Here is a 21396-nt window from a genome sequence, read left to right as displayed (position 1 = left end):
TGCTGGATTTATTTGGCGCGATTATACACATCAGCCGGCAGTGACAGAAGGCGTGGCGAATAGCCTGGGCCCTTCAAACCGGTTAGAATCGGGACTCAAAATTTCTAACCTGACCGGATTGAGTAATGACCGCAACGCGTACGCCGACTGCACTGATTATTCTGGACGGCTGGGGGCATCGCGACCCGAGCGACGACAATGCCATCAGCAACGCCGCGACACCCACCTGGGACAGGCTCTGGGCAGAGCAGCCCAAGACCCTGATCAATACCTCAGGCAAATTCGTTGGGTTACCTGAGGGCCAGATGGGCAATTCCGAAGTAGGCCATATGAACCTCGGGGCCGGCCGGGTGGTCTACCAGAGCCTGACCCGTATCGACAAGGATATGGAAGACGGCACTTTTTCCGAGAACCCGGTACTCTGCGCGGCCATCGACAAAGCCGTGCGGCAGGAACGGGCGGTTCATATTCTGGGGCTGCTATCCCCCGGCGGCGTACACAGCCACGAAGATCACATGCTTGCGGCAGTGGAACTGGCAGCTGCCAGGGGCGCCAGGACCGTTTACCTCCACGCCTTCCTCGACGGCCGGGATACCCCCCCTCGCAGTGCCAAGGCCTCCCTCAAAAAGGCCGCGGCCAGGTTCGAGCAGCTGGGCGTTGGCCGGGTCGCCTCCATTGTCGGGCGCTACTTTGCCATGGACCGGGATAACCGCTGGGACAGGGTCGAGTCAGCCTACAACCTGCTTACCCTGGGCGATGCAGAATACAGCGCCGAAGATCCTGTTTCCGGCCTGGAGCAAGCCTATGAGCGGGGCGAGAATGATGAATTTGTCCAACCTACCCGTATTCAGGCCAGCAATCAGCCAGATGCCTTCGTGGACGATGGCGATGCCGTCATTTTCATGAATTTCCGCGCTGACCGGGCCCGGGAAATGACCCGTGCCTTTGTCGAGCGCGACTTTTCCAGCTTCAGCCGCAAGCGCCACCCGGCCATTGCCGATTTCGTGATGCTGACCGAATACGCAGCAGATATCGATACCGCCTGCGCCTACCCTCCAGAGCAGCTCTCCAACGGCCTGGGGGAATACATGGCCCAGCATGGCAAGACCCAGCTGCGCATCGCTGAAACCGAGAAGTACGCCCATGTAACCTTCTTCTTCAATGGCGGCATGGAAACGGCCTTCGAAGGCGAGGATCGCATTCTGATTCCGTCTCCCGACGTGGCGACCTATGATCTGCAACCCGAAATGAGCGCGCCGGAAGTTACAGACAAACTGGTGGAGGCCATCAAGAGCGGCAAGTATGACCTGGTGGTCTGCAACTACGCGAACGGCGACATGGTCGGACACACCGGCAAAATGGATGCGGCCATCAAGGCGGCTGAATGTATCGACGCCTGCCTGACACGCATCACTGAAGCTCTCAACGAGGTGGGCGGCCAGGCCCTCATTACCGCTGACCATGGTAACTGCGAGCAGATGGAAGACCCCGAATCAGGCCAGGTCCATACCGCCCATACCCTCGGGCCGGTGCCGCTGGTCTATGTTGGGCCACGCCAGCTGGCCCTGTCTGGCGACGGCAGCCTGAGCGATGTGGCACCGACCCTGCTGGACCTTATGGGACTGACCCAGCCTTCTGATATGACGGGCCACAGTCTGGCAAAGGATGCGTGAAGCGGCCGGCCTCCGGGCCGGGCAGCTCCAGTGTCTCTGATTATGCCCATCCTATTTTCCCGGCGAGCTCTCTTCTGGATTCGACAGGTGGGTCTTACCACTGCACTGCTCATTGCGGTCGGGGTCGGCACCACTACCCTGGCCTACAGCCAGGACCAGGAAGTCACGCCCGCCCAACTGAAAGAGCTGAAGTCGAAAATAGGTCGCATTGATCAGTGGCTGCGCAAGGCCGAACAGGACCGCAGCACCCTGGAGCAATCTCTGGCCAATGCCGACCAGGCCATCAACCGGCTGACCAGAGAACGCCGGGACCTCCAGGCCAGAGCCCAGGAGCAGACTCAACGGCTGGCTGAACTGAAGAAACGGGAAGCCGAGCTTACCCGGACCCTGGATCGCCAGCGGGAAAGTCTCAGACAGCAGATCCGGGAAGCCTGGATGGCCGGCGACGCCCCGGCCATCAAGATTCTGCTCAACGAGATGGACCCGCAAAAGATCTCGCGCACCATGACCTACTACGAATACCTCAGCCAGGACACCCTCAAGCGTCTGCAGGCCTTCCACGCCAACCTGAATGAACTGCAGCAGACCCAGGCCGCGACCATTGAATCCCAGACCAAGCTCACCGAACTGGAAAGCGGACTTGCCGAGCGACAGCAGGAGCTGCGTAACCAGAAGCGCAAGCGCACGGAAACCCTGACGGCCCTGAAGGCACGCATCCAGGATCGCCAGTCAGAGCGTGAATCCCTGAATGCGGACCGGGAAAGGCTGGAGCAGCTGCTTCGGGAAGTCGAGGAGGCTATTGCGGCCATTCCCTCACCCAACGAATCCAAACCGTTCAAGGCCTTGCAAGCTAAACTTCCCTGGCCCGCCCGTGGTAAGGTGGCCCGAAGCTATGGCGAGAGCGTGGCCCAGGGCAAGCTCCGACACAATGGCATGCTGATCACCACAGATCGCGAAACCGATGTCGCGGCCGTGCACTACGGTCGGGTTGTGTTCGCCAACTGGCTGCGCGGGTTCGGCTTGATGACTATCATAGACCACGGGGATGGCTACCTGACTCTGTATGGTCACAACAGCAGCCTGATGAAGAGCCCGGGGGACTGGGTCTCGGCAGGCGAAACCATCGCAGTGAGCGGGCAGTCTGGCGGAACCAATGAGCCTTCTGTGTATTTCGAGCTTCGCTATAAAGGCAAGCCCCAGAATCCGAAAACCTGGCTGCGTAGCCAGTAAAGACGTGCTTAGAGCTGACAAACGACAGATGGGTCGCCATACTGTCGGGGGCAGTCGCCTGACCTACGGGCTGGTATCGGTGATACCGGGTGTTAGGGGTGGTATGGGGTGATATGGGGCGACGCAGCATCAGATGACCAACAACAGGACACGTGAATGAGACGGGCCAGAAGTAATCGCCACTCCGTACTAACCGTTGCGCTCGCGGGCGCCTTCTGCCTGAGCACTCTGCCGGGCCTTACTCATGCCCAGGAAGATGGCGGCGCCTCGCCGGATGAGACCGGGGAGGTCCTGGAGGCTATTTCCGAAGGTCGCAAGGTGGAGATTCGCCTGCCTGACCCGGAAAAGCAGCTGCCCCTGGATGAGCTGCGCAAGTTCACGGAAGTATTCAGCCGTATAAAGGCTGCGTATGTGGAGGAGGTGGACGACCAGACCCTGCTGGAGAATGCCATCAAGGGCATGCTGGGCGGTCTTGATCCCCACTCTGCCTATCTCGAACCCAAAGCCTACGAAGAGCTTGAAGAAAGCACCAGCGGTGAGTTCGGTGGCCTGGGCATCGAAGTCGGCATGGAAGATGGATTCATCAAGGTCATAGCGCCTATCCACGACACCCCGGCCGAACAAGCCGGCGTCCAGGCCGGCGATCTGATCATCAAACTTGGCGACCAGCCAGTCAAAGGCATGAGCCTGGAAGAGGCCATCGGCCTGATGCGCGGCAAGCCTGGCACCACCCTTACCCTGACCATCCTGCGTGAAGACAGTAATGCCCCTATCGAAATCGAGGTTGAGCGGGCGGTCATCAAGGTCACCAGTATCAAGTCCCGGTTGATTGAGAACGGTTATGGCTATGTCCGCCTGACCCAGTTCCAGTCCGAAACCGGCAGCCAGTTCATCAATGCCATTGAGAAGCTCAAGAGTGATAATGAAGGCCAGCTCGACGGTCTGGTTATCGATTTGCGGAATAACCCGGGAGGCATCCTCCAGGCGGCCGTCGAAGCTGCAGATGCCCTGCTGGACGAGGGACTGATTGTATACACCGAGGGGCGCATCCAGAGTTCGCGGTTGCGTTTCAGTGCCCAGCCAGGGGACATTGCCAGTGGTACGCCGATTGTTGTCCTGATTAATGGCGGCTCTGCCTCAGCCTCGGAAATTCTTGCCGGAGCACTGCAGGACCATGGCCGTGCGGTGCTCATGGGAACCGAGACGTTCGGCAAAGGCTCAGTCCAGACGGTTATCCCGCTTGATGCCACCCATGCCATCAAGATGACCACCGCCAGGTATTATACACCGGAGGGACGCTCCATTCAGGCCAAGGGCATCAAACCGGACATCGAGGTGAAACCGGCCCGACTGACTGAACTTGAAAGCGGCCCCATGTTTTCTGAGGCTGACCTGAGCGGACACCTGCTCAACGGTGATCAGCCCGAGACGAGGCCCAAACCAGGCAGTGAGGCGGAAAAAGAAGCGGCCGCACAGAATGACCAGGCAGCCCGCGATTACCAGCTACGTTCCGCACTCAATCTGTTGAAGGGCATGCAGATACTTGGCCATAAAAAGCCCAGAGACGAATGACCGCATGCGCTGTCTGCTAGCGATTATTCCCGCTTTGCTGGCGCTCTGCCTGGCACCCATGGTGCCAGCAGAGCCTCAGTCGACGCCAGTGACCAGCCCCGGCCAAACCGTACCCGAGCCCGATCTGCCACCAACCATTGCAATCATTATTGATGATGTGGGCCATGACCTGGTCCAGGGCAGCCGACTGGTAGCGCTTGAGCAACCCATTACCCTGGCCTTCCTGCCCTACCGTCGATATACCGTGGTGCTGGCTGAGGAAGCCCATCAAAGCCGCAAGGAAGTCATGCTCCACGCGCCCATGGCCAATACCCGGAATTTCGGACTGGGGGCCGGCGGACTGGAAAGTAACATGGACCAGATGACCACGGTTAATACCCTGAGGCGGGCACTGAGTTCGGTGCCCCATGTGCGAGGGGTCAATAATCACATGGGCAGCCAGCTGACCCAGATGCAAGCCAACATGGACTGGATAATGGCTGAGCTGGGGCGTTACCCCGTGTACTTTGTCGACAGCCGAACCATAGCGTCGACCGTCGCCGGCAGGACCGCAGCCGAACACAGGGTGCCTACCCTTGACCGTGATGTGTTCCTGGACCACGAGCAAACCGAAGAGTACGTGGATGCCCAGTTCAAACTACTGATTGAGAGAGCCCGCCAGAATGGCACGGCCATCGGCATTGGTCATCCCCACAGGGTAACGGTGGACTACCTGGAGAAGCATCTACCGACGCTGGACGAGCAGGGTATCGCCATCGCGACAGTGAGCGGGTTGTGGGCAATGCGGAATGACAACCGACAGATGTTTGCCGAGGGCGAGAAGGCACCCATTTCGCCAGCCCTGGCGACGATCCGGGAACTGACCGAAGCCCGGGAATAAGCTATCGCCAGCGCCGCTGGCGAACCGGTAATTGCCTGGCTAATCCCTGACTTCGATACCCTGCGCCTTCATAAACGCTTTGGCTTCAGGAATCGTGTGCTGGCCGAAATGGAAAATGGACGCGGCCAGAACCGCATCCGCTCCGCCCTGGGTGACGCCATCCGCCAGGTGCTGGAGCTCACCAACGCCACCGGACGCGATCACCGGCACAGACACAGCATCACTGACGGCCCGGGTCAGGCCCAGATCAAACCCAACCTTGGTGCCGTCCCTATCCATGCTGGTCAGAAGCAGCTCCCCTGCGCCCATTTCGGTCATTTTCCTGGCCCAGTCTACGGCATCCAGACCGGTGGGCTTGCGGCCACCATGAGTGAAGATTTCCCAGCGCGGTTCTTCGCCTTCTCCACTTACCCGCTTGGCATCAATGGCCACGACGATGCACTGACTGCCAAAACGTTCGGCCGCTTCCCGGACAAACTCCGGATTGAACACGGCCGCGGTATTGATACTGACCTTGTCGGCACCGGCATTGAGCAGTTTGCGGATATCATCCACCGTGCGCACGCCTCCGCCCACAGTCAGCGGAATGAATACCTCGCTGGCCATGCGCTCGACAGTCTCGTAGGTGGTGTCGCGGCTTTCGTGGCTGGCGGTAATATCCAGGAACGTGATCTCGTCGGCGCCCTGCTCATTGTATTTGCGGGCAACTTCCACCGGGTCGCCGGCATCGCGAATGTCCACGAAATTGACACCCTTGACGACCCTGCCCTTGTCCACATCAAGACAGGGAATGATTCGCTTGGCCAAGGCCATACTCAGTGCCCCTTCTGGATAAAGCTGTCACACCAGGCCTGGGCTTCTGCCACGTCCAGGGTGCCTTCATAGATGGCACGCCCGGTAATCGCGCCCAAGATGCCCTGGCTCGACACTTCAGCAAGCTTCATAAGGTCATCCATGTTGGTCACACCGCCCGAGGCGATGACCGGAATGCCACTGGCCTTTGCCAGGGCTGCCGTGGCCTCCACGTTAACACCCTGCATCATGCCGTCGCGGCTGATATCGGTGTAGACAATGGCTTCCACACCGTCATCGGCAAACCGGCGGGCAAGATCTGTTGCCATGACCTCAGACACTTCGGCCCAGCCGTCTGTGGCTACGCGGCCGTCTTTGGCATCCAGCCCGACAATGATGTGGCCCGGGAACAGGCGGCACATTTCTGTTACGAACTCAGGCTCTTTGACCGCCTTGGTGCCGATAATGACCCACTGGACCCCCGCACGCAGGTAGGCCTCGATGGTTTCGGCGGAACGAATGCCGCCACCGATCTGGATGGGCAGGTCGGGAAAGCGCCGGGCAATGGCGTTGACGATCTCACCATTGACCGGTTCGCCGGCAAAGGCCCCGTTCAGATCCACAAGATGCAGACGGCGGGCGCCCGCGTCGACCCAGCGGGCCGCTACTTCCACAGGGTCATCGGAGAATACCGTTGAGTCTTCCATGCGCCCCTGGCGCAGACGGACACACTTGCCGTCTTTCAGATCAATAGCAGGGATAATCAACATGAGCGTTACGCCCCCTTATCGGTAAATCCGGCGCTCAGACACCTGACCACTGGGTGAAGTTTTTCAGCAGTTGCAGACCCGCCCGGTGGCTTTTCTCCGGGTGAAACTGAACCGCAAAGATATTGTCCCGGGCAACAGCCGCGGCCACGTCAACGCCGTAGCGGGTGCGGCCTGCCATGTCCGGGTTGTTCTCGGCTTCGGCGTAATAGCTGTGCACGAAATAGAACCGCTCACCGTCGGGAATCTCGTGCCAGAGCGGGTGCTCCACGGTCTGATGCACTTCATTCCAGCCCATGTGGGGTACCTTCAGGCGGGTCTCGCCCTCATGCAGGTCGGTGCCAAAGAAACGGACCTCCGACGGAAACAGATTGATGCAGTCCACCCAGCCGTTTTCCTGGCTTCGGGACATCAGTGCCTGCATGCCCACACAAATTCCCAACAGGGGACGGTCCCGGGACACCTCCCGCACCAGGTCATCCACCTTCAGGCGACGTATTTCCGCCATGCAGTCCCGGATGGCGCCCACGCCGGGCAGGACCACCCTGTCGGCGCTGCGGATTTCCTCAGGGTCCGAGGTGACCAGCGCGCGGGCGTTCGGGGCTACATGCTCAATAGCTTTGCTGACGGAATGCAGGTTACCCATGCCGTAATCAATGATGGCAATGGTTTTCATATCAGGAAAGACTCCGGAATGAGTTCAACGGATGCTTGGTGTCCCAGTTCTGACGACCCCGTTAGTCCGCAAAACCCTGCCTGAAAGGCCGGCTAACGGGGGCGATCGTTCAGACCCTAAAGGGAACCCTTGGTCGAGGCGATGATCCCTTCCATGCGGTCATCCGGCTCGATGGCCATGCGCAACGCCCGACCGAACGCCTTGAACACGGTCTCGATCTGGTGGTGGGTATTCTTGCCCTTCAGGTTATCGATGTGCAGTGTCACCATGGAGTGATTCACAAAGCCGTGGAAAAACTCACCGAACAGATCCACGTCAAAGCCACCCACGGAGCCCCGGGTGTAGGGCACGTCCATAGCGAGGCCGGGCCGGCCGGACAGGTCGATGACGACCCGCGACAGGGCTTCATCCAGGGGGACATAGGCATGGCCATAACGCCGAATGCCTTTTTTATCGCCTACCGCCTGCTTGAACGCCTGGCCCAGGGTGATGCCGATATCTTCCACGGTGTGGTGATCATCAATGTGCAGGTCGCCCTTGGCAACGATGTCCAGATCTACCAGGCCGTGACGGGCTATCTGATCCATCATGTGGTCAAGGAAGGGGACGCCGGTTTCAAAGCGGGACTGTCCGGTTCCGTCAAGGTTGATCTCGACGGTAATCTGCGTTTCCAGGGTATTACGTTCTACCCGAGCCTTGCGTTCGGCCATGGGGTCTCCAGAGTCATTGAATGCGGCATTAGCCGGAAGACGGATGTGGCAGGATTATACCTGTTCTGCTGCCTTTCGTCCTGTTCTGTTGCCGCTCTCTTGCGGGGCGCCGGCCAGGTGCCGGCCGGTGTCCCGCAAACCCATTCCCTGATTTAGAACGCTTTTTTCAGGTTTGCCATATAGGTGTCAACCAGACTGTTGAACTCGTGCTTGATCACCGGGCTGATGGCAAGCTTGAGCAGACTTGGCAGCGGCAGGGTCAGCTCGGCCTTGGTCTGGAACTTGGCGTGGGTGGTCTTGTCACCTTTGGCTGTCAGCTTCCAGGAACCCTGAACCACACCATTGCCTTCGCCTTTTACCGGATCCCAGGTGATCTTGCCGGCTTCACGGTCCGCCCTATACTTGCTTGCGTAAACAGACTGGATGGAGTGCTTGTCTACCCCGATCTTTTCCATCTCCCAGCGATAGACATTGTCGCCGAGATCCACCAGCTTGTGGACTTTGGGGAAGTGGGAAGCTGAGCGGGGAATATCCGCCAGCAGATCAAACACCTCATCATAGGAACCGGGGATATCGATTTCCCGGTTAAGTTCGATGGACACAGTGATAGCCACGCGGTACTCCTCTTGTTTTTAATCTCGGCCAATGGCCGTATTCTGGCTGAACACTAACGCAATGTCATATAGGATCAACTTTAATTTCGCAGTGTCTGCGGTATCCTGATTGAAACCCGGGCTCAAGCTGAGGCCTCCTCTGGAAAGGATTTTCACAACATGAAAGCTGTCCGATACATCGTACTGGCTCTGATCGGCCTTATAGTTCTGGCCGTGGTGGCAGTGGGCGTTGCGTTCCTTGTGATTGACCCCAACACCTACAAGCCCCAGATCGAAAAGGTGGTGGAGGACAAGACCAACCTTGACCTCGTGCTGGGCGGCGATATCGGCTGGTCGCTGATTCCCCTGGGCCTTGAACTGAACGACGTGGAGGCGACCCTCGAAGGTGAACCCCTGGTCAGCCTCGACCAGCTTGTGGCCGAAGTGGATTTCTGGTCGCTGATCGCCATGTCACCCCGGGTCAACTCTTTCGTTCTTGACGGTCTCGATGCGCGCCTTACTGTGGCAGAAGACGGCACCGGCAACTGGACCCGCATCATGCCCGAGGGTGAAACCGCCCCGGAAGCTGAAGCAGACCCAGCCCAGACTACGGAAGAGGAAGAAGGCCAGGCGCCGCTGGATTTCAATATCGAAGAAGTCCGGGTCAGCAACGCCCAGGTGCACTATGACGATCGCAGCACCGGCCAGTCCGTAACCCTGGAAGACTTCTCCCTCACAGCCAGCCAGATCGCCTTGGGCCAGAATTTCCCACTGGATCTCGGCTTCCGGGTAGCCCTCGGCGAACCTGAGCTCGATGTGATCGGTAACATCAGTGCCCGGTTGTCAGCCAATGAAGCTCTGGACAACTTTACCGTTTCGGACCTGGACAGCAGCTTTGACCTCAGTGGCGAAACGTTTGGCGACAAGACGGTCAACGCCGGAATCACCGGCAGCATGTCCGCCAATCTGGCTGACGAAACCGCAACCATCAGTGACCTAAGGGCCTCCCTTGCCGACCTGGAACTCACCACCGAACTTGAGGTGAACGGGTTCGGCGATCAGGCGCAACTTGACGGCACGGTCAACGTGGCGGAGTTCTCCCTAAGAAAGCTGCTATCGGACCTGGGTCAGCCAGCTATCGAAACCGAAGATGAAGACGTGCTCAAAGCGCTGGCCTTCAGCACCACTATTGGCGGGCCGGCTGGCAAAGTCGAGCTCAGCGACCTGTCGATGAAAATAGATGACACTGACTTCACCGGCAGCGCCAGCTACAGCGTGGCGAACAGTGCCATTGGGCTGGACCTTCAGGGCACCCAATTCAATGCTGACCGCTACTTGCCCCCTGAGAGTGACGAGCCGGCTGCCGAGAGCGAGGCGGAAGAAGCCCCTGCCAACACAGCTGAAACCGACCTGCTGCCCCTTGAAACCCTGCGCACCCTGGTGCTCGACATCAACCTTGGGCTGGAACAGCTGATCGTCAGCGATCTCACGATCAACGAAATCGCTTCGGTCATCACCGCAAAGGACGGGCTGCTGAAGCTGAACGAATTCAGCGGCAAGCTCTATTACGGTGATTTCAACGCCAACGCCACTGTGGATGCCCGCTCCGATAATCCGGAATGGACCATTGGCAGCAAGGTAAACAGTGTCCAGATCCTACCCCTGCTCGACGACCTTGCGGATCTCAACCTGATTTCCGGCGGCGCCAACCTCAACATTGACGTGGACACCCGGGGCAACCGCGTTTCCGTATTGCGTGAAAACGCCAAGGGTGAGATCAACTTCAATCTGGCAGAGGGTGAATTCACCCGAATGAACATGACCCGCATGGCATGCCAGGGCATCGCCCTCGTTAATGGTGAGACCCTGACCAACTCAGGCTGGGGCGAGACGACCCCTTTCAACGATATGAAAGGGACCCTGCAGATCGACGGCAACATGCTCAACAACACCAACCTGGTCGCGGCCCTCGCCGGCATGGAGTTGAGCGGTGATGGTACCGTCAACCTGGCGACCGACATGATGGACTACGAGATCGGCCTGCGGGTGGTGGGCGAGATACACAGGGACGAAGCCTGTCGGGTAACCGAATATGTTGAAGGCGCCGTGATTCCCCTGGAATGCCGTGGCAACTTCGCAGAAGACCCCGCCGGCCTGTGCTCTTTCGACGGCTCCCGCTTCCGCGACACGCTCAAAGACATGGCCGCCAAGGCGGCAAAAGGCAAAGCCCGTGAGGAAGTGGACAAGGCAGTGGACGAAAAGCTTGGCAAAGAGCTGGACAAGCGCCTCGAAGGCAAGGATGCAGAAAAAGTGAAAGACGCCATCAAGGGCCTCTTCAACTAGTGTCCGACCGGTTCGCTGAACGGCTGCTGTGCTGGTACGACCGCCACGGCAGGAAGTCCCTGCCCTGGCACGAGGACCGTACGCCTTACAGAGTATGGGTCTCTGAAATCATGCTTCAGCAGACCCAGGTGGCCACAGTCATCCCTTACTACCATGCGTTCATGGCTCGCTTCCCAAGCGTAGAAGCCCTGGCTGAAGCACCAGTAGACGACGTACTGAGTCACTGGTCCGGCCTCGGCTACTATGCCCGCGCCCGGAACCTGCAAAAAGCCGCGCAACAGGTGGTTGAGAACCACAAGGGTAAATTTCCCCAGGTCCAGGAACAGCTTGAGGCCCTGCCCGGCATCGGCCGGTCCACCGCTGCTGCGATTCTTGCCCAGGCCTTCCAGATCCACGCCACTATCCTTGATGGCAACGTCAAGCGTGTGCTGGCCCGATATCACGCCGTGCCCGGCTGGCCCGGCCAGACCCGGGTTCTGAATCAGCTCTGGGCCTGCGCCGAGCAGCATACACCCCATGAGAGGATTCGGGACTACACCCAGGCCATTATGGATCTGGGGGCAATGGTCTGCACACGCAGCCGGCCAGACTGCGCCGGCTGCCCGCTCAACCAGGGATGCCAGGCCTATGCCCGCGGTGAAATGAGCCAGTACCCGGCTTCAAAACCCAAAAAAGCCAAGCCCGAGAAGACCACCTGGATGGTAATACTGGAAGACAGCAATGGCCGCATCCTGCTCCAGAAACGCCCACCCAGCGGTATCTGGGGCGGCCTCTGGAGTCTTCCGGAACTGGACCCGGCCTATGGCCCCGATGAGCTGGCCGAAGCCTGCCAACAACACCTGGGCCTGGACTGCCACGAGGCAACGCCGATCAGTGGATTTCGCCATACTTTCAGCCACTACCACCTGCACATACAGCCTGCGTCCCTGTCGGTTCGTGGCGCCACCTCAATAGCCGACGACGACAGTCACCGCTGGGTCTACCGGGACGAGGCCATGACTCTGGGCCTGCCCGCGCCCATACGGACCCTGCTCGGCAACCCGGAACAGCCCGCCCTGCTCTGATCTGTTATCATGCCGGCAGCCAGCACACTTCTACCAAGCCAGGAGACCCCATGAGCCGAACCGTTCTCTGCCGCAAATACAACGAAGAGCTTGAAGGCCTCGAGTTTCCTCCCATGCCCGGCAAGAAGGGCCAGGAAATCTATGAATCCATCTCCAGGAAGGCCTGGGACGCATGGCAGAAAGAGCAGACCATGCTCATCAATGAAAAGCATCTGAACATGATGGACCCCTTCGCCCGGAAGTACCTGCAGGCCCAGATGGACCACTTCCTGAACAACGAACCGTTCGACAGTGCCGAGGGCTACGTACCGCCGGAGAAATGAAGCTGTAGACGCAAGGCTTCCGCGAGTATTTTTCTGCAATATCAACCTTGACTCGTGAAACCGAAACCGGTTTAATAGCGCCCCGTTGCAGTACGACCGCAACGCGCCCGGATAGCTCAGTTGGTAGAGCAGAGGATTGAAAATCCTCGTGTCGGTGGTTCGATTCCGCCTCCGGGCACCATTATTTAACGATGAAGCCCGCCCTGTGCGGGCTTTGTTGTTTTCAGTCCTGGCATATCACCTAAGCCACCGTCCGGCTTACCTTTCCCTGCGCAATCCTTTCATCCCCATTGGGCCGCTGAGCCACGACATGGCCGATGACCTTGTGGCTGGCAGAGGCTAAAGCTAAGCTTTTTAGTCAACGAACTCACTCAGGAAGAACCAGGTATGCAGGAAGCACACTTCAAGGCCATTCGGGACAGTTTCTGGTTCCTTCCGGCTGTCTATAACATTTTCGCTATTATGCTTGCGGTTGCAACGGTTGTAGTGGACTACCAGATGACCCCGGAGAGCTCGCTCTTCGGCATCGCTCCGCTTTCATTGGGCCGCACTACCGACCTGGTGAGCTCGCTGGCTGCGGGGATACTCACCATGACTACAATCACCTTCTCCGCTATCCTCATTGTGCTGACGACCTACTCATCCCAGTTCTCCCCCCGGGTACTGCAGGATTTCATCTCGAATCGGCCTACCCAGCATGTTCTGGCGCTTTTCAGCGGCGGATTCGCCTACTGTACGTCCGCCATGCTGATTGTCAGCGAAGAGAGTACCTATCGACTTCTCGCAACCCCCATTCTGGCCGTCCTGTGGGCCTTGGCAGCTATTGCTGCCTTTGTTTTTCTACTCCATCACACCACAAACTGGCTCAGGGTTAACAACCTGATCGGTTTCATTACTGAAGAGACGAAAGAAACGATTGAGCGCATGCTGCAACGGGGCATCAACAAAATGCGCCAGCGCGTGGGTAGCGATGACCCCCACTGGAGGAAGCAGGGAACTGTCATCAGGTCACCAATGTCGGGGTACGTGGTCACCATTTCCCTCGACAAGCTCATCCAGAAAGCAAAATCGGACGATCTGGTGGTACGTCTAGAAGTCGGTGTAGGCAATTTCATTCTCGAAGATCTGCCCCTTATGACACTGCTCGGGGGCAACGCGGAGTCATCAGAACTGGAGAGCTATGCCAAGCTGGTTCGTGTCGATAACGAACCCAAAAGCTGGCAGGACATAGGATTTGGCATGCGCAAGGTTGCCGAGATTGGCGTGAGAGCGATTTCTCCGGGTATCAACGACCCCTATACCGCTGCCACGTCGATCCACCACATGGCTCTGCTGCTGGTTAAACTCTCTGATTTCAGTGCTGATCGGAACGGGTTTTTTGATCAGCAGGAGTTGCGATTACTTTCTCGGGAGCCAGGGTTCAAGCACTACCTGTTGGGCGCATTCCAGGAACTGAGACGTTACGGGACAGAAGACAACACCACTCAGGTCGCGATTCTTGATGCCCTGGGCTGGATTGCCCGCCTGGTGGATGAGCAATGGCGCGATTTGCTTTGGGACTTTGGCGCCAATACCTATCGCCTGGCCATCAGCAGTCTCGATTTACAGGAAGCTGAGTACGAACGTCTTCAGTTGCCGCTGGAAGAATTGGCCTCGGCCACAGATAAACGCAAGGAGTACAATGAGCTCCTGAATGCCGTCTAGAGCAACGGCCTGGGGCCTTGATCACAACCCTTTCTCAACCTGGACCGGCTTGCCATACGTTCTGTTTTTATCCAGTCTATAGCTGTACTTTAAATACTCTACTGCCCGATAACCTGACTCAACACGGCTGTTAGTCAGCCCCCAGGCAGCACTGAAAGAAGTTTCAGCCAGCAGACGTGGGCTGCCAGGACGTCTGCTTTACAGGGAGGTTTAAGCTTCATGTCGGAAGACAAATCGGATCAGCAGCGTACCCCATGGCATTCACTTTCGGCTGACGATGCCCTTGAGAAGCTCAATAGCTCGGACCAAGGCCTGAGCGACAAACAGGCGGCGGACCTGTTGAAGGAGCATGGCCCCAACGAATTGCAGGCCGAGGAAGGCAGACCCTGGTGGCTGCGCCTGCTGGACCAGTTCAATAACGTTCTCATCATCATCCTCCTGATCGCCGGTGTAACTGCGGGGGCCATGGGTCGCTGGGTGGACGCCGGCGCGATCTTTGCGGTGGTTATCATCAATGCTGCCATCGGGTTCTTCCAGGAGGCCAAGGCGGAGAAGGCCCTGCAGAGCATCAAGGGCATGCTGTCGCCGGAAGCCACCGTCAAGCGCGACGGCAAGAAGCAGACGGTGCCGGCTGAAGACCTGGTACCGGGTGACATTGTTCTGCTGGAAAGCGGCGACCGGGTTCCCGCCGACATTCGGCTGTTGTCTGCCAAGCAGTTTCGTACTGAAGAAGCACCTTTAACGGGCGAGTCGGAACCAGTCGACAAGAGTACGGATCCGGTGGAGGAAGATGCCGATCTGGGGGATCGGACGAGCATGGCCTTTGCCAGCACGCTGTGTGTTCATGGTTCCTGCGAAGGCCTGGTGGTTGCAACGGCGATGGACACCGAGATCGGCCATATTTCCGAGATGATCGAGAACGTCGAGCAGATGCAGGCACCGCTGCAGAAGCAACTGGACCATTTCGGCAAGGTACTGGCAGCCGGCATCCTTGCTGTTGCTGCCGCCATGGGTGCTTTTGGTGTGCTGGTTCACGGCCGCGGCCTGGAAGACATGTTCATGGCTGGGGTCGGGCTTGCGGTGGCGGCCATTCCCCAGGGCTTGCCAGCCATTGTTACGGTAACCCTGGCCCTGGGTGTTCAGGCCATGGCCAAGCGCAACGCCATTGTCCGCCAGCTTGCGGCCGTGGAGACTCTCGGCTCGGTATCCACCATCTTCACCGATAAAACAGGCACACTCACCCGCAATGAAATGACCGTCAGCGCCATCGCCATGGCAGGCCTGAATGTGGAAGTGAGTGGCACGGGATTTGATCCTGAGGGCGAGCTGACACGGGATGACAAGGACGACGACAGCTCAGACCCTACCGATTCTGAAGCTCTGCAACGATTCCTTGTTGCCGGGGTCCTCTGCAATGATTCCCAGCTGAAGGAAGAGGACGGCGCCTGGACCGTAGAGGGTGACCCGACCGAGGGTGCCCTTCTAGTGTTGGCTGACAAAGCCGGAGAGGGTTCAGACGATATCCGCGAAAGCTACCGGCGGGTTGACGTCATACCTTTTGAATCCGAGCGCAAATACATGGCCACCCTGGATGAGCCCAAAAACGATGGCGACCGGGTTGTGCACCTGAAAGGCGCCCCCGATGTCTTGCTCGACATGTGTGACAAGGCCGACAGCGACGATGGCGAGCAGGACATCGACAAAGACTACTGGAACAGCCGCATCGAAGAGCTGTCTTCCCGCGGCTTGCGAGTGCTGGCGCTTGCCCGCCGCGCCGCCGGGCAAGGTGACACCCTGGACGAGAACGAGGTGGAACAGGGCTTGGTGCTGTTGGGGCTGGTGGGCATGCTGGACCCTGCCCGGGAAAGTGCCGTGGACTCTGTCAAAGAATGTCTCGATGCCGGTATACAGGTGAAGATGGTTACCGGTGACCACGCCCTCACCGCCAAGGCTATTGGTGACCAGATGGGGTTGGGTGAAGGCGGCGAAGCCATGACCGGCCAGGATATTGAGGACACCTCGGACGAGGACCTTCGGGACCGTGTCATGGAGGTCAACGTCTTCGCCAGGGCCGCCCCCGAGCACAAGCTCAGGCTGGTGGAAGCGATCCAGTCCAGGGACCAGGTCTGTGCCATGACGGGGGATGGTGTCAACGATGCGCCGGCCCTCAAGCGCGCCGACATCGGCGTCGCCATGGGCATCCAGGGCAGCGAGGCATCCAAGGAAGCCGCCGAGATGGTGCTGGCGGATGACAACTTTGCCTCCATCGTGAACGCAGTGGAAGAAGGCCGGCGGATTTACGACAATATCCGTAAAACCATCACCTTTCTGCTGCCAACCAATGGTGCTGAGAGCCTCGCGATTCTCATTGCGGTTCTGGGCGGCACCCTGCTGCCCATAACGCCGGTTCAGATTCTCTGGGTAAACATGGTAACGGCAGTCACCCTGGGCCTGTCTCTGGCATTCGAACCCGCAGAGGATGACATCATGCGGCGTCCACCACGAGATCCCCACGAACCCATTCTCAACCTGTTCCTGCTATGGCGGGTGGTCTTTGTGGCCGTGCTGCTGGTGGCTCCGGTCTATGGCCTGTTCATGTGGCTGCAGGCCCAGGGTGCGTCCGAGGAGCTTTCGCGCTCCGCTGCGGTCAACATGTTGGTGGTGGGGGAAATTGTCTACTTGCTGAATACCCGTCGCTCCCTGACCAACGCACTTTCCTTCAAGGGCCTGTTTGGTAGCCGGCTGGTATTGATGGCGATCGGCCTGGTGGTTGTCCTGCAACTGGCCTGGACCTATCTCGGCCCCATGCAGTATCTGTTCGAGAGCGCTTCGCTCACCCTCACCCACTGGGGACTCATCTGGGCCGCAGGCATAACCATTTTCCTGCTGATCGAGCTGGAAAAGTTATTCTGGCGACGCAAGCAAAGCCATGACTGAAACGCCCTGACTGAATCGGCCCGCGCCCGTGAAACGGCATGGGCCAGTCGGGACCCTCGTTCAGGGCGTGGTGCACCACAAGGTGGCCATCAAAAGAGATCGCGGGTATATTCATCCTATGATTGGTTGATTGGATATCTGCTATGGCATTGGACAAGCTAACCCGGGGCTCACTGGTGGAGACGGCTATCACCAAACTACAGGGAGAAATCGAGGCCGGCCGCTGGGCGGTGGGCGACCGTCTGCCGGTGGAGGCAGCGCTGGCGGAGAGTCTTGGCGTCAGCCGTAATACCGTAAGGGAAGCGGTGCGGGTACTCGCCCATGGCGGCATGCTGGAAACCCGTCAGGGCGACGGCACTTACGTGAGGGCTAACCGTGACGCCGGCGAGATGTTCCGGCGCCTGCGCCGCACCGCCATCCAGGACCAGCTCGAGGTCCGGCTGATGCTGGAATCTGAAGCCGCCCGGTTCGCGGCCCAACGACGGGACGCCCGCCAGCTTGAAACCATGAGGCAGGCCCTGGCGGCCCGTGGCACCGCAGCCGACCTGGACACCAAAGTTCACTGGGACCAGCGTTTTCATCACGCGGTGATCGAGGCCTCCGGCAACCAGGCCCTGCTCGAGCTCTACAATTATTTTGCCGACAGCGTCCGGGAGACCATCAGGCGAACCGAGCAGGACCAGAACCTGCCGGAACCCAGCCAGGCTGATCACGAAGCGCTGCTGGCGGCCATAGAGCATCAGGACGCCAATGCGGCGCAACACCTCAGCCGGCAGCTGTTATTGCCCAGCCTGAAAGCCCTTGAGGAGGCCGCCGATGCGCCTGCCCGTTAATCTGTTCACTGTGCTGATGATTGCAGCCATCGTCATCGCCACCCTGGCGCCGGTGACTGGTCAGGCGGCCGAAGGCCTCAGTACGGTCAGCACGCTGGCGGTGGCACTGCTGTTTTTCTTCCATGGTGCGGTACTTTCCCGCAAGCAGATCGTCGACGGCGCCAGCCACTGGCGCCTGCACATCATTATTACGGCCATGACCTTTGTGGTCTTTCCGATACTGGTACTACCTGTCACCCTTGCCCCTACCCAGTGGATGCCGGCGGACCTGGCGCTGGGTTTTCTCTATCTGGGGGTGCTGCCCTCGGCGGTGACCTCGTCCATCGCCTTCACTGCCATGGCCCGGGGTAATGTGCCGGCGGCCATCTGCAGTGCCGCCGCGTCAAACGTCTTCGGTATGATGCTGACGCCCTTTCTGCTTCTGCTGCTGGCAAGCACCGCCGGTGGCGGTTTCAACGTCGCCGAAGCCCTGAGGGATATAGTGCTCCAGTTACTGGCACCGTTCTTTATCGGTCATGCCCTGCGGCCGCTATTGATCAGGCAAATCGACCGCTACCGGCCGCTACTGTCAAAGTACGACCAGGGCGTTATTGTGCTGATTGTCTACTCGGCATTCTCCCAGTCGGTGGCCAGTGGCCTATGGCAAAAGCTGCCTTTGGCCTCGGTGCTGCTGACCATTGCCCTGTGCTTTTTGCTGCTGTTTGTGGTGATCCTGCTGAGCCAGGTGGTGGCGCGGCGGATCGGCCTGCCGCTTGCCGATGAAGCGGCGGTGGTGTTCTGTGGTTCCAAGAAGAGTCTGGCGTCGGGACTGCCCATGGCCAAGGTGCTGTTCGCCGGTCACCCCGGCTTCGGCATGATTGTGTTGCCAATCATGTGCTACAACCAGATCCAGATTTTCGTCGGCGCTTTTCTGGCCAGATACTATGACCGTCGGATTCCGGCCGACGCCCCGGGCGAAAGCCAGCAAGGCCACTGATCCCCAGCTAAGGAGGCGAATCAGTGGCCTGGGCGCAGTTTACTCGTCGAGAAGCTCAATCCAGTGCTGGACGGGCACCTGGGCTTTGGTGCCCAGGTGAAGCTGGCAACCGATGTTGGCGGTGGCTATCCGGTCCGGCTGATCGATGGTTAATGCGGCCAGTTTGTTGCTCAGCAACTTCTGGCTCAACTCGGGCTGGGTAACCGAATAGGTGCCGGCCGAGCCGCAACACAGGTGCTTGTCCCTGGTCTGGGCCAGTTCGACCCCGGCTTTGCGCAATACCTGCTCCACCACGCCGCTCTGTTTCATCGCATGCTGAAGCGTGCAGGGGCAGTGAAAGGCGACCTTGCCGTTGTTATTGGAAGCCGGTTTGAGTTTGGCCACATCCTCCTTCAAAAGAAACTGGCCCAGGTCCTGGGTCAGATCACTGACCCGCTTGGCCTTGGCAGCGTAAACGGGGTCGTGACGCAGCAGATGGCCATAGTCCTGCACCATGGCACCGCAGCCTGAGGCGGTCATCACGATCGCTTCGGCACCCGCCTCGATAGACGGCCACCAGGCGTCGATGTTCCTGCGCATGTAGTCCAGGCCTTCGTCGTGGGCCGACAAGTGGTAGCTCACCGCACCACAGCAGCCAGCTTCTGGCGCTTCCACCAGACTGATACCAAGGCGGTCCAGAACCCGTGCCGTGGCGGCGTTGGTGTCCGGCGTTGCCGAGGGTTGCACGCAGCCCGCCAGTGCCAGCACCACACGGGGGTGGTAGCTCCTGGGCCAGGGCCCGGCCTTGCGCCTTGGCGGTACCTTGGTGCGCAGGGCGCCCGGAAGCACCGGCTGGAACGTCTGGCCAAGACGCAGCAGGAAGCCAAACAGACTCGGCCGCGGCAGCACCTTGCGCAGGCCCCAGCGTAACCATCGATCCTTGGCTGGCCGCTCCAGAACCTCTTCCATGAAACCCCTGGAAATATCCACCAGGCGGCCGTATTCGACGCCCGAGGGACAGGTGGTCTCACAGGCACGGCAGGTCAGGCAGCGGTCCAGGTGAGTCTGGGTTTTTTCCGTGATCTCGTTACCTTCCAGGAACTCCTTCATCAGGTAGATACGGCCCCTCGGGCCGTCGCGCTCGTCGTTGAGCTCCTGGTAGGTGGGACAAGTGGCGGTACAGAAGCCGCAATGTACGCAGCTGCGCAGGATGGCCTCGGCCTCCTGGCCCTCCGGGGTATTCTTGAATTGCTGAACTAGGTTGGTCTGCATGCTGTTCCTGCTGTTACATCCAGGTGTATAGACGGCCAGGGTTGAAGATGGCCTCCGGATCAAATGAACGCTTAAGGCGCTGCTGAATGGCTTTCAGGGCAGCGGGCTGGCTTTGCATGACTTCACCACTGCGGTCGCCACCTCGGAACAGGCTCACCTGTCCCCCTGCCCGGGCCGCCAGCTCCTCCATGTGGGCCAGCTCGCCATCGCCCTGGTACCAGCGCTGAGCACCGCCCCAGTCCACCAGCCAGTCACCGTCCAGGCCCGGGTTGGGTGCGGTGGAATTCACTGAAAAACGCCACAGCGGTTTGTCGTCATTGAAGAAGTCGAGCTTCTGGTCGCGCAAGCCGGCCCAGAACGCCTCGGCGTCTTCGTACTGTTCGCCCTGCCACTGGGCAGCGGTGGCGTCGACCGCCGAACGGGCCCCCGACAGCCGCAAGTAAAGTCGGTCGTCAAGCCAGCAGGCCGCGGTCAGAGGTTTGGGCTCAGCCGCGCGGGCGTTCATGTACGGGATGACTTCATCCAGGGCCATGTCCTGGACCAGGGTGACGGTGGCCGCCGGTTTCGGCATCACTTTCAGACTCACTTCAGTGATCAACCCGAGGGTGCCCAGGGCGCCAGCCTGGAGCCGGGACACGTCATAGCCCGCCACATTTTTCATGACCTGGCCGCCAAAGCGAAGATGTTCCCCACGGCCGTTGATCAGCCGCACACCCAGTACGTGATCACGCACCGAGCCCGTCCAGGGTCGGCCGGGGCCGGACTGGTTGCAGGCCAGGGTGCCACCGATGGTGGCCTGGTCACTGAAATAGGGCGGCTCGAAGGCCAGCATCTGGTTGTTCTCTGCCAAAGCGGCTTCCAGCTCCTTCAGGGGGGTGCCGGCCCTCGCTGTCATTACCAGCTCAACGGGCTGGTACTGAACAATACCGGTATGCTCGCCCACGTTCAGTTCGGTGCCCTCTACCGGGCGCCCCATAAACTGTTTACTACCGCCACCGACGATCTTCAGCGGGCGGCTTTCGTTAAGCGCCGCCAGGACTTCATCCTGAAGGCGTTGGGAAATATCGGCCAT

Annotated in this window: 18 protein-coding genes and 1 tRNA gene; 12 read left to right on the top strand and 7 right to left on the bottom strand. The window is 59.3% G+C overall.

The genetic code is table 11. The features are described from left to right. The first annotated feature begins 125 nt into the window (after positions 1–125). The 4 genes from gpmI (at position 126) to G7W63_RS11965 (ending at position 5355) form a co-directional block, all read left to right on the top strand. Complete coding sequence (gene gpmI / locus G7W63_RS11980; protein WP_166258000.1) at positions 126–1673, top strand: 2,3-bisphosphoglycerate-independent phosphoglycerate mutase; 1548 nt, start codon at positions 126–128, stop codon at positions 1671–1673. 87 nt (positions 1674–1760) lie between these two features. After that, positions 1761–2903, top strand: a complete 1143-nt coding sequence (locus tag G7W63_RS11975; protein WP_242634398.1) for a murein hydrolase activator EnvC family protein — start codon at positions 1761–1763, stop codon at positions 2901–2903. A gap of 156 nt (positions 2904–3059) precedes the next feature. Next, positions 3060–4475, top strand: a complete 1416-nt coding sequence (locus tag G7W63_RS11970) for a S41 family peptidase (protein WP_166257995.1) — start codon at positions 3060–3062, stop codon at positions 4473–4475. Positions 4476–4479: 4 nt separating this feature from the next. Then, a complete protein-coding gene (locus G7W63_RS11965; RefSeq protein ID WP_166257992.1) occupies positions 4480–5355 on the top strand; it encodes a divergent polysaccharide deacetylase family protein in 876 nt (291 codons plus the stop codon). Between the two features lie 39 nt (positions 5356–5394). On the opposite strand, the gene hisF is transcribed toward G7W63_RS11965, so the two are convergent. The 5 genes from hisF to G7W63_RS11940 form a co-directional block, all read right to left on the bottom strand. Then, a complete protein-coding gene (gene hisF, locus G7W63_RS11960; RefSeq protein ID WP_166257989.1) occupies positions 5395–6168 on the bottom strand; it encodes an imidazole glycerol phosphate synthase subunit HisF in 774 nt (257 codons plus the stop codon). A 2-nt stretch (positions 6169–6170) separates the two neighbouring features. Continuing rightward, positions 6171–6917 (bottom strand): 1-(5-phosphoribosyl)-5-[(5-phosphoribosylamino)methylideneamino]imidazole-4-carboxamide isomerase, encoded by a 747-nt coding sequence (hisA, locus tag G7W63_RS11955; protein WP_166257986.1) that lies wholly within the window; start codon positions 6915–6917, stop codon positions 6171–6173. Positions 6918–6951: 34 nt separating this feature from the next. Beyond that, positions 6952–7590 (bottom strand): imidazole glycerol phosphate synthase subunit HisH, encoded by a 639-nt coding sequence (gene hisH / locus G7W63_RS11950; RefSeq protein ID WP_166257983.1) that lies wholly within the window; start codon positions 7588–7590, stop codon positions 6952–6954. A gap of 116 nt (positions 7591–7706) precedes the next feature. Beyond that, positions 7707–8300, bottom strand: coding sequence for an imidazoleglycerol-phosphate dehydratase HisB (gene hisB, locus G7W63_RS11945; RefSeq protein ID WP_166257980.1), 594 nt, complete (start codon positions 8298–8300; stop codon positions 7707–7709). Between the two features lie 152 nt (positions 8301–8452). Next, positions 8453–8914 (bottom strand): SRPBCC family protein, encoded by a 462-nt coding sequence (locus G7W63_RS11940; RefSeq protein WP_166257977.1) that lies wholly within the window; start codon positions 8912–8914, stop codon positions 8453–8455. Between the two features lie 159 nt (positions 8915–9073). On the opposite strand from G7W63_RS11940, the gene G7W63_RS11935 reads away from it, so the two are divergent. From G7W63_RS11935 to G7W63_RS11900, 8 genes are all read left to right on the top strand, one after another. Continuing rightward, positions 9074–11236 (top strand): AsmA family protein, encoded by a 2163-nt coding sequence (locus G7W63_RS11935; protein WP_166257974.1) that lies wholly within the window; start codon positions 9074–9076, stop codon positions 11234–11236. Continuing rightward, positions 11236–12300, top strand: coding sequence for an A/G-specific adenine glycosylase (mutY, locus tag G7W63_RS11930; protein WP_166257971.1), 1065 nt, complete (start codon positions 11236–11238; stop codon positions 12298–12300). Before G7W63_RS11935 ends, mutY begins: the two co-directional genes overlap by 1 nt. A 50-nt stretch (positions 12301–12350) precedes the next feature. Further along, the gene (locus tag G7W63_RS11925; protein WP_166257968.1) at positions 12351–12623 is read left to right on the top strand and encodes an oxidative damage protection protein; all 273 of its coding nucleotides are present in this window, start codon (positions 12351–12353) and stop codon (positions 12621–12623) included. 105 nt (positions 12624–12728) lie between these two features. Then, positions 12729–12804: transfer RNA gene (locus G7W63_RS11920), tRNA-Phe, on the top strand. Positions 12805–13010: 206 nt separating this feature from the next. Continuing rightward, on the top strand, positions 13011–14327 hold the full coding sequence (locus tag G7W63_RS11915; protein ID WP_166257965.1) for a DUF2254 domain-containing protein: 1317 nt from the start codon (positions 13011–13013) through the stop codon (positions 14325–14327). A 219-nt stretch (positions 14328–14546) separates the two neighbouring features. After that, a complete protein-coding gene (locus G7W63_RS11910) occupies positions 14547–17264 on the top strand; it encodes a cation-translocating P-type ATPase (RefSeq protein WP_166257962.1) in 2718 nt (905 codons plus the stop codon). Between the two features lie 143 nt (positions 17265–17407). Continuing rightward, complete coding sequence (locus tag G7W63_RS11905) at positions 17408–18097, top strand: FadR/GntR family transcriptional regulator (RefSeq protein WP_166257959.1); 690 nt, start codon at positions 17408–17410, stop codon at positions 18095–18097. Further along, complete coding sequence (locus tag G7W63_RS11900; protein WP_166257956.1) at positions 18081–19073, top strand: bile acid:sodium symporter family protein; 993 nt, start codon at positions 18081–18083, stop codon at positions 19071–19073. The genes G7W63_RS11905 and G7W63_RS11900 overlap by 17 nt, the downstream gene beginning before the upstream one ends. A 39-nt stretch (positions 19074–19112) precedes the next feature. On the opposite strand, the gene glcF is transcribed toward G7W63_RS11900, so the two are convergent. Both glcF and glcE read right to left on the bottom strand, forming a co-directional pair. Continuing rightward, positions 19113–20324 (bottom strand): glycolate oxidase subunit GlcF, encoded by a 1212-nt coding sequence (gene glcF, locus G7W63_RS11895; protein ID WP_166257896.1) that lies wholly within the window; start codon positions 20322–20324, stop codon positions 19113–19115. 13 nt (positions 20325–20337) lie between these two features. Next, positions 20338–21396: a glycolate oxidase subunit GlcE gene (glcE, locus tag G7W63_RS11890; protein ID WP_166257893.1), complete on the bottom strand. Its 1059-nt coding sequence runs from the start codon at positions 21394–21396 to the stop codon at positions 20338–20340.

Source organism: Marinobacter salicampi, from assembly GCF_011074795.1.
GTDB classification, from domain to species: domain Bacteria; phylum Pseudomonadota; class Gammaproteobacteria; order Pseudomonadales; family Oleiphilaceae; genus Marinobacter; species Marinobacter salicampi.
The sequence above is the reverse complement of the archived record's forward strand: the minus strand, read 5'-3'. Positions and strand labels throughout refer to the sequence as shown.

Bases quoted from the DNA above. Each gene is read 5' to 3' on its own strand.
- hisA (WP_166257986.1), bottom strand. From the start codon at position 6,917: ATGTTGATTATCCCTGCTATTGATCTGAAAGACGGCAAGTGTGTCCGT.
- hisB (WP_166257980.1), bottom strand. From the start codon at position 8,300: ATGGCCGAACGCAAGGCTCGGGTAGAACGTAATACCCTGGAAACGCAG.
- G7W63_RS11905 (WP_166257959.1), top strand. From the start codon at position 17,408: ATGGCATTGGACAAGCTAACCCGGGGCTCACTGGTGGAGACGGCTATC.
- hisH (WP_166257983.1), bottom strand. From the start codon at position 7,590: ATGAAAACCATTGCCATCATTGATTACGGCATGGGTAACCTGCATTCC.
- glcE (WP_166257893.1), bottom strand. From the start codon at position 21,396: ATGGCCGATATTTCCCAACGCCTTCAGGATGAAGTCCTGGCGGCGCTT.
- gpmI (WP_166258000.1), top strand. From the start codon at position 126: ATGACCGCAACGCGTACGCCGACTGCACTGATTATTCTGGACGGCTGG.
- G7W63_RS11925 (WP_166257968.1), top strand. From the start codon at position 12,351: ATGAGCCGAACCGTTCTCTGCCGCAAATACAACGAAGAGCTTGAAGGC.
- G7W63_RS11915 (WP_166257965.1), top strand. From the start codon at position 13,011: ATGCAGGAAGCACACTTCAAGGCCATTCGGGACAGTTTCTGGTTCCTT.
- hisF (WP_166257989.1), bottom strand. From the start codon at position 6,168: ATGGCCTTGGCCAAGCGAATCATTCCCTGTCTTGATGTGGACAAGGGC.
- G7W63_RS11910 (WP_166257962.1), top strand. From the start codon at position 14,547: ATGTCGGAAGACAAATCGGATCAGCAGCGTACCCCATGGCATTCACTT.
- G7W63_RS11965 (WP_166257992.1), top strand. From the start codon at position 4,480: ATGCGCTGTCTGCTAGCGATTATTCCCGCTTTGCTGGCGCTCTGCCTG.
- G7W63_RS11970 (WP_166257995.1), top strand. From the start codon at position 3,060: ATGAGACGGGCCAGAAGTAATCGCCACTCCGTACTAACCGTTGCGCTC.
- glcF (WP_166257896.1), bottom strand. From the start codon at position 20,324: ATGCAGACCAACCTAGTTCAGCAATTCAAGAATACCCCGGAGGGCCAG.
- G7W63_RS11935 (WP_166257974.1), top strand. From the start codon at position 9,074: ATGAAAGCTGTCCGATACATCGTACTGGCTCTGATCGGCCTTATAGTT.
- G7W63_RS11900 (WP_166257956.1), top strand. From the start codon at position 18,081: ATGCGCCTGCCCGTTAATCTGTTCACTGTGCTGATGATTGCAGCCATC.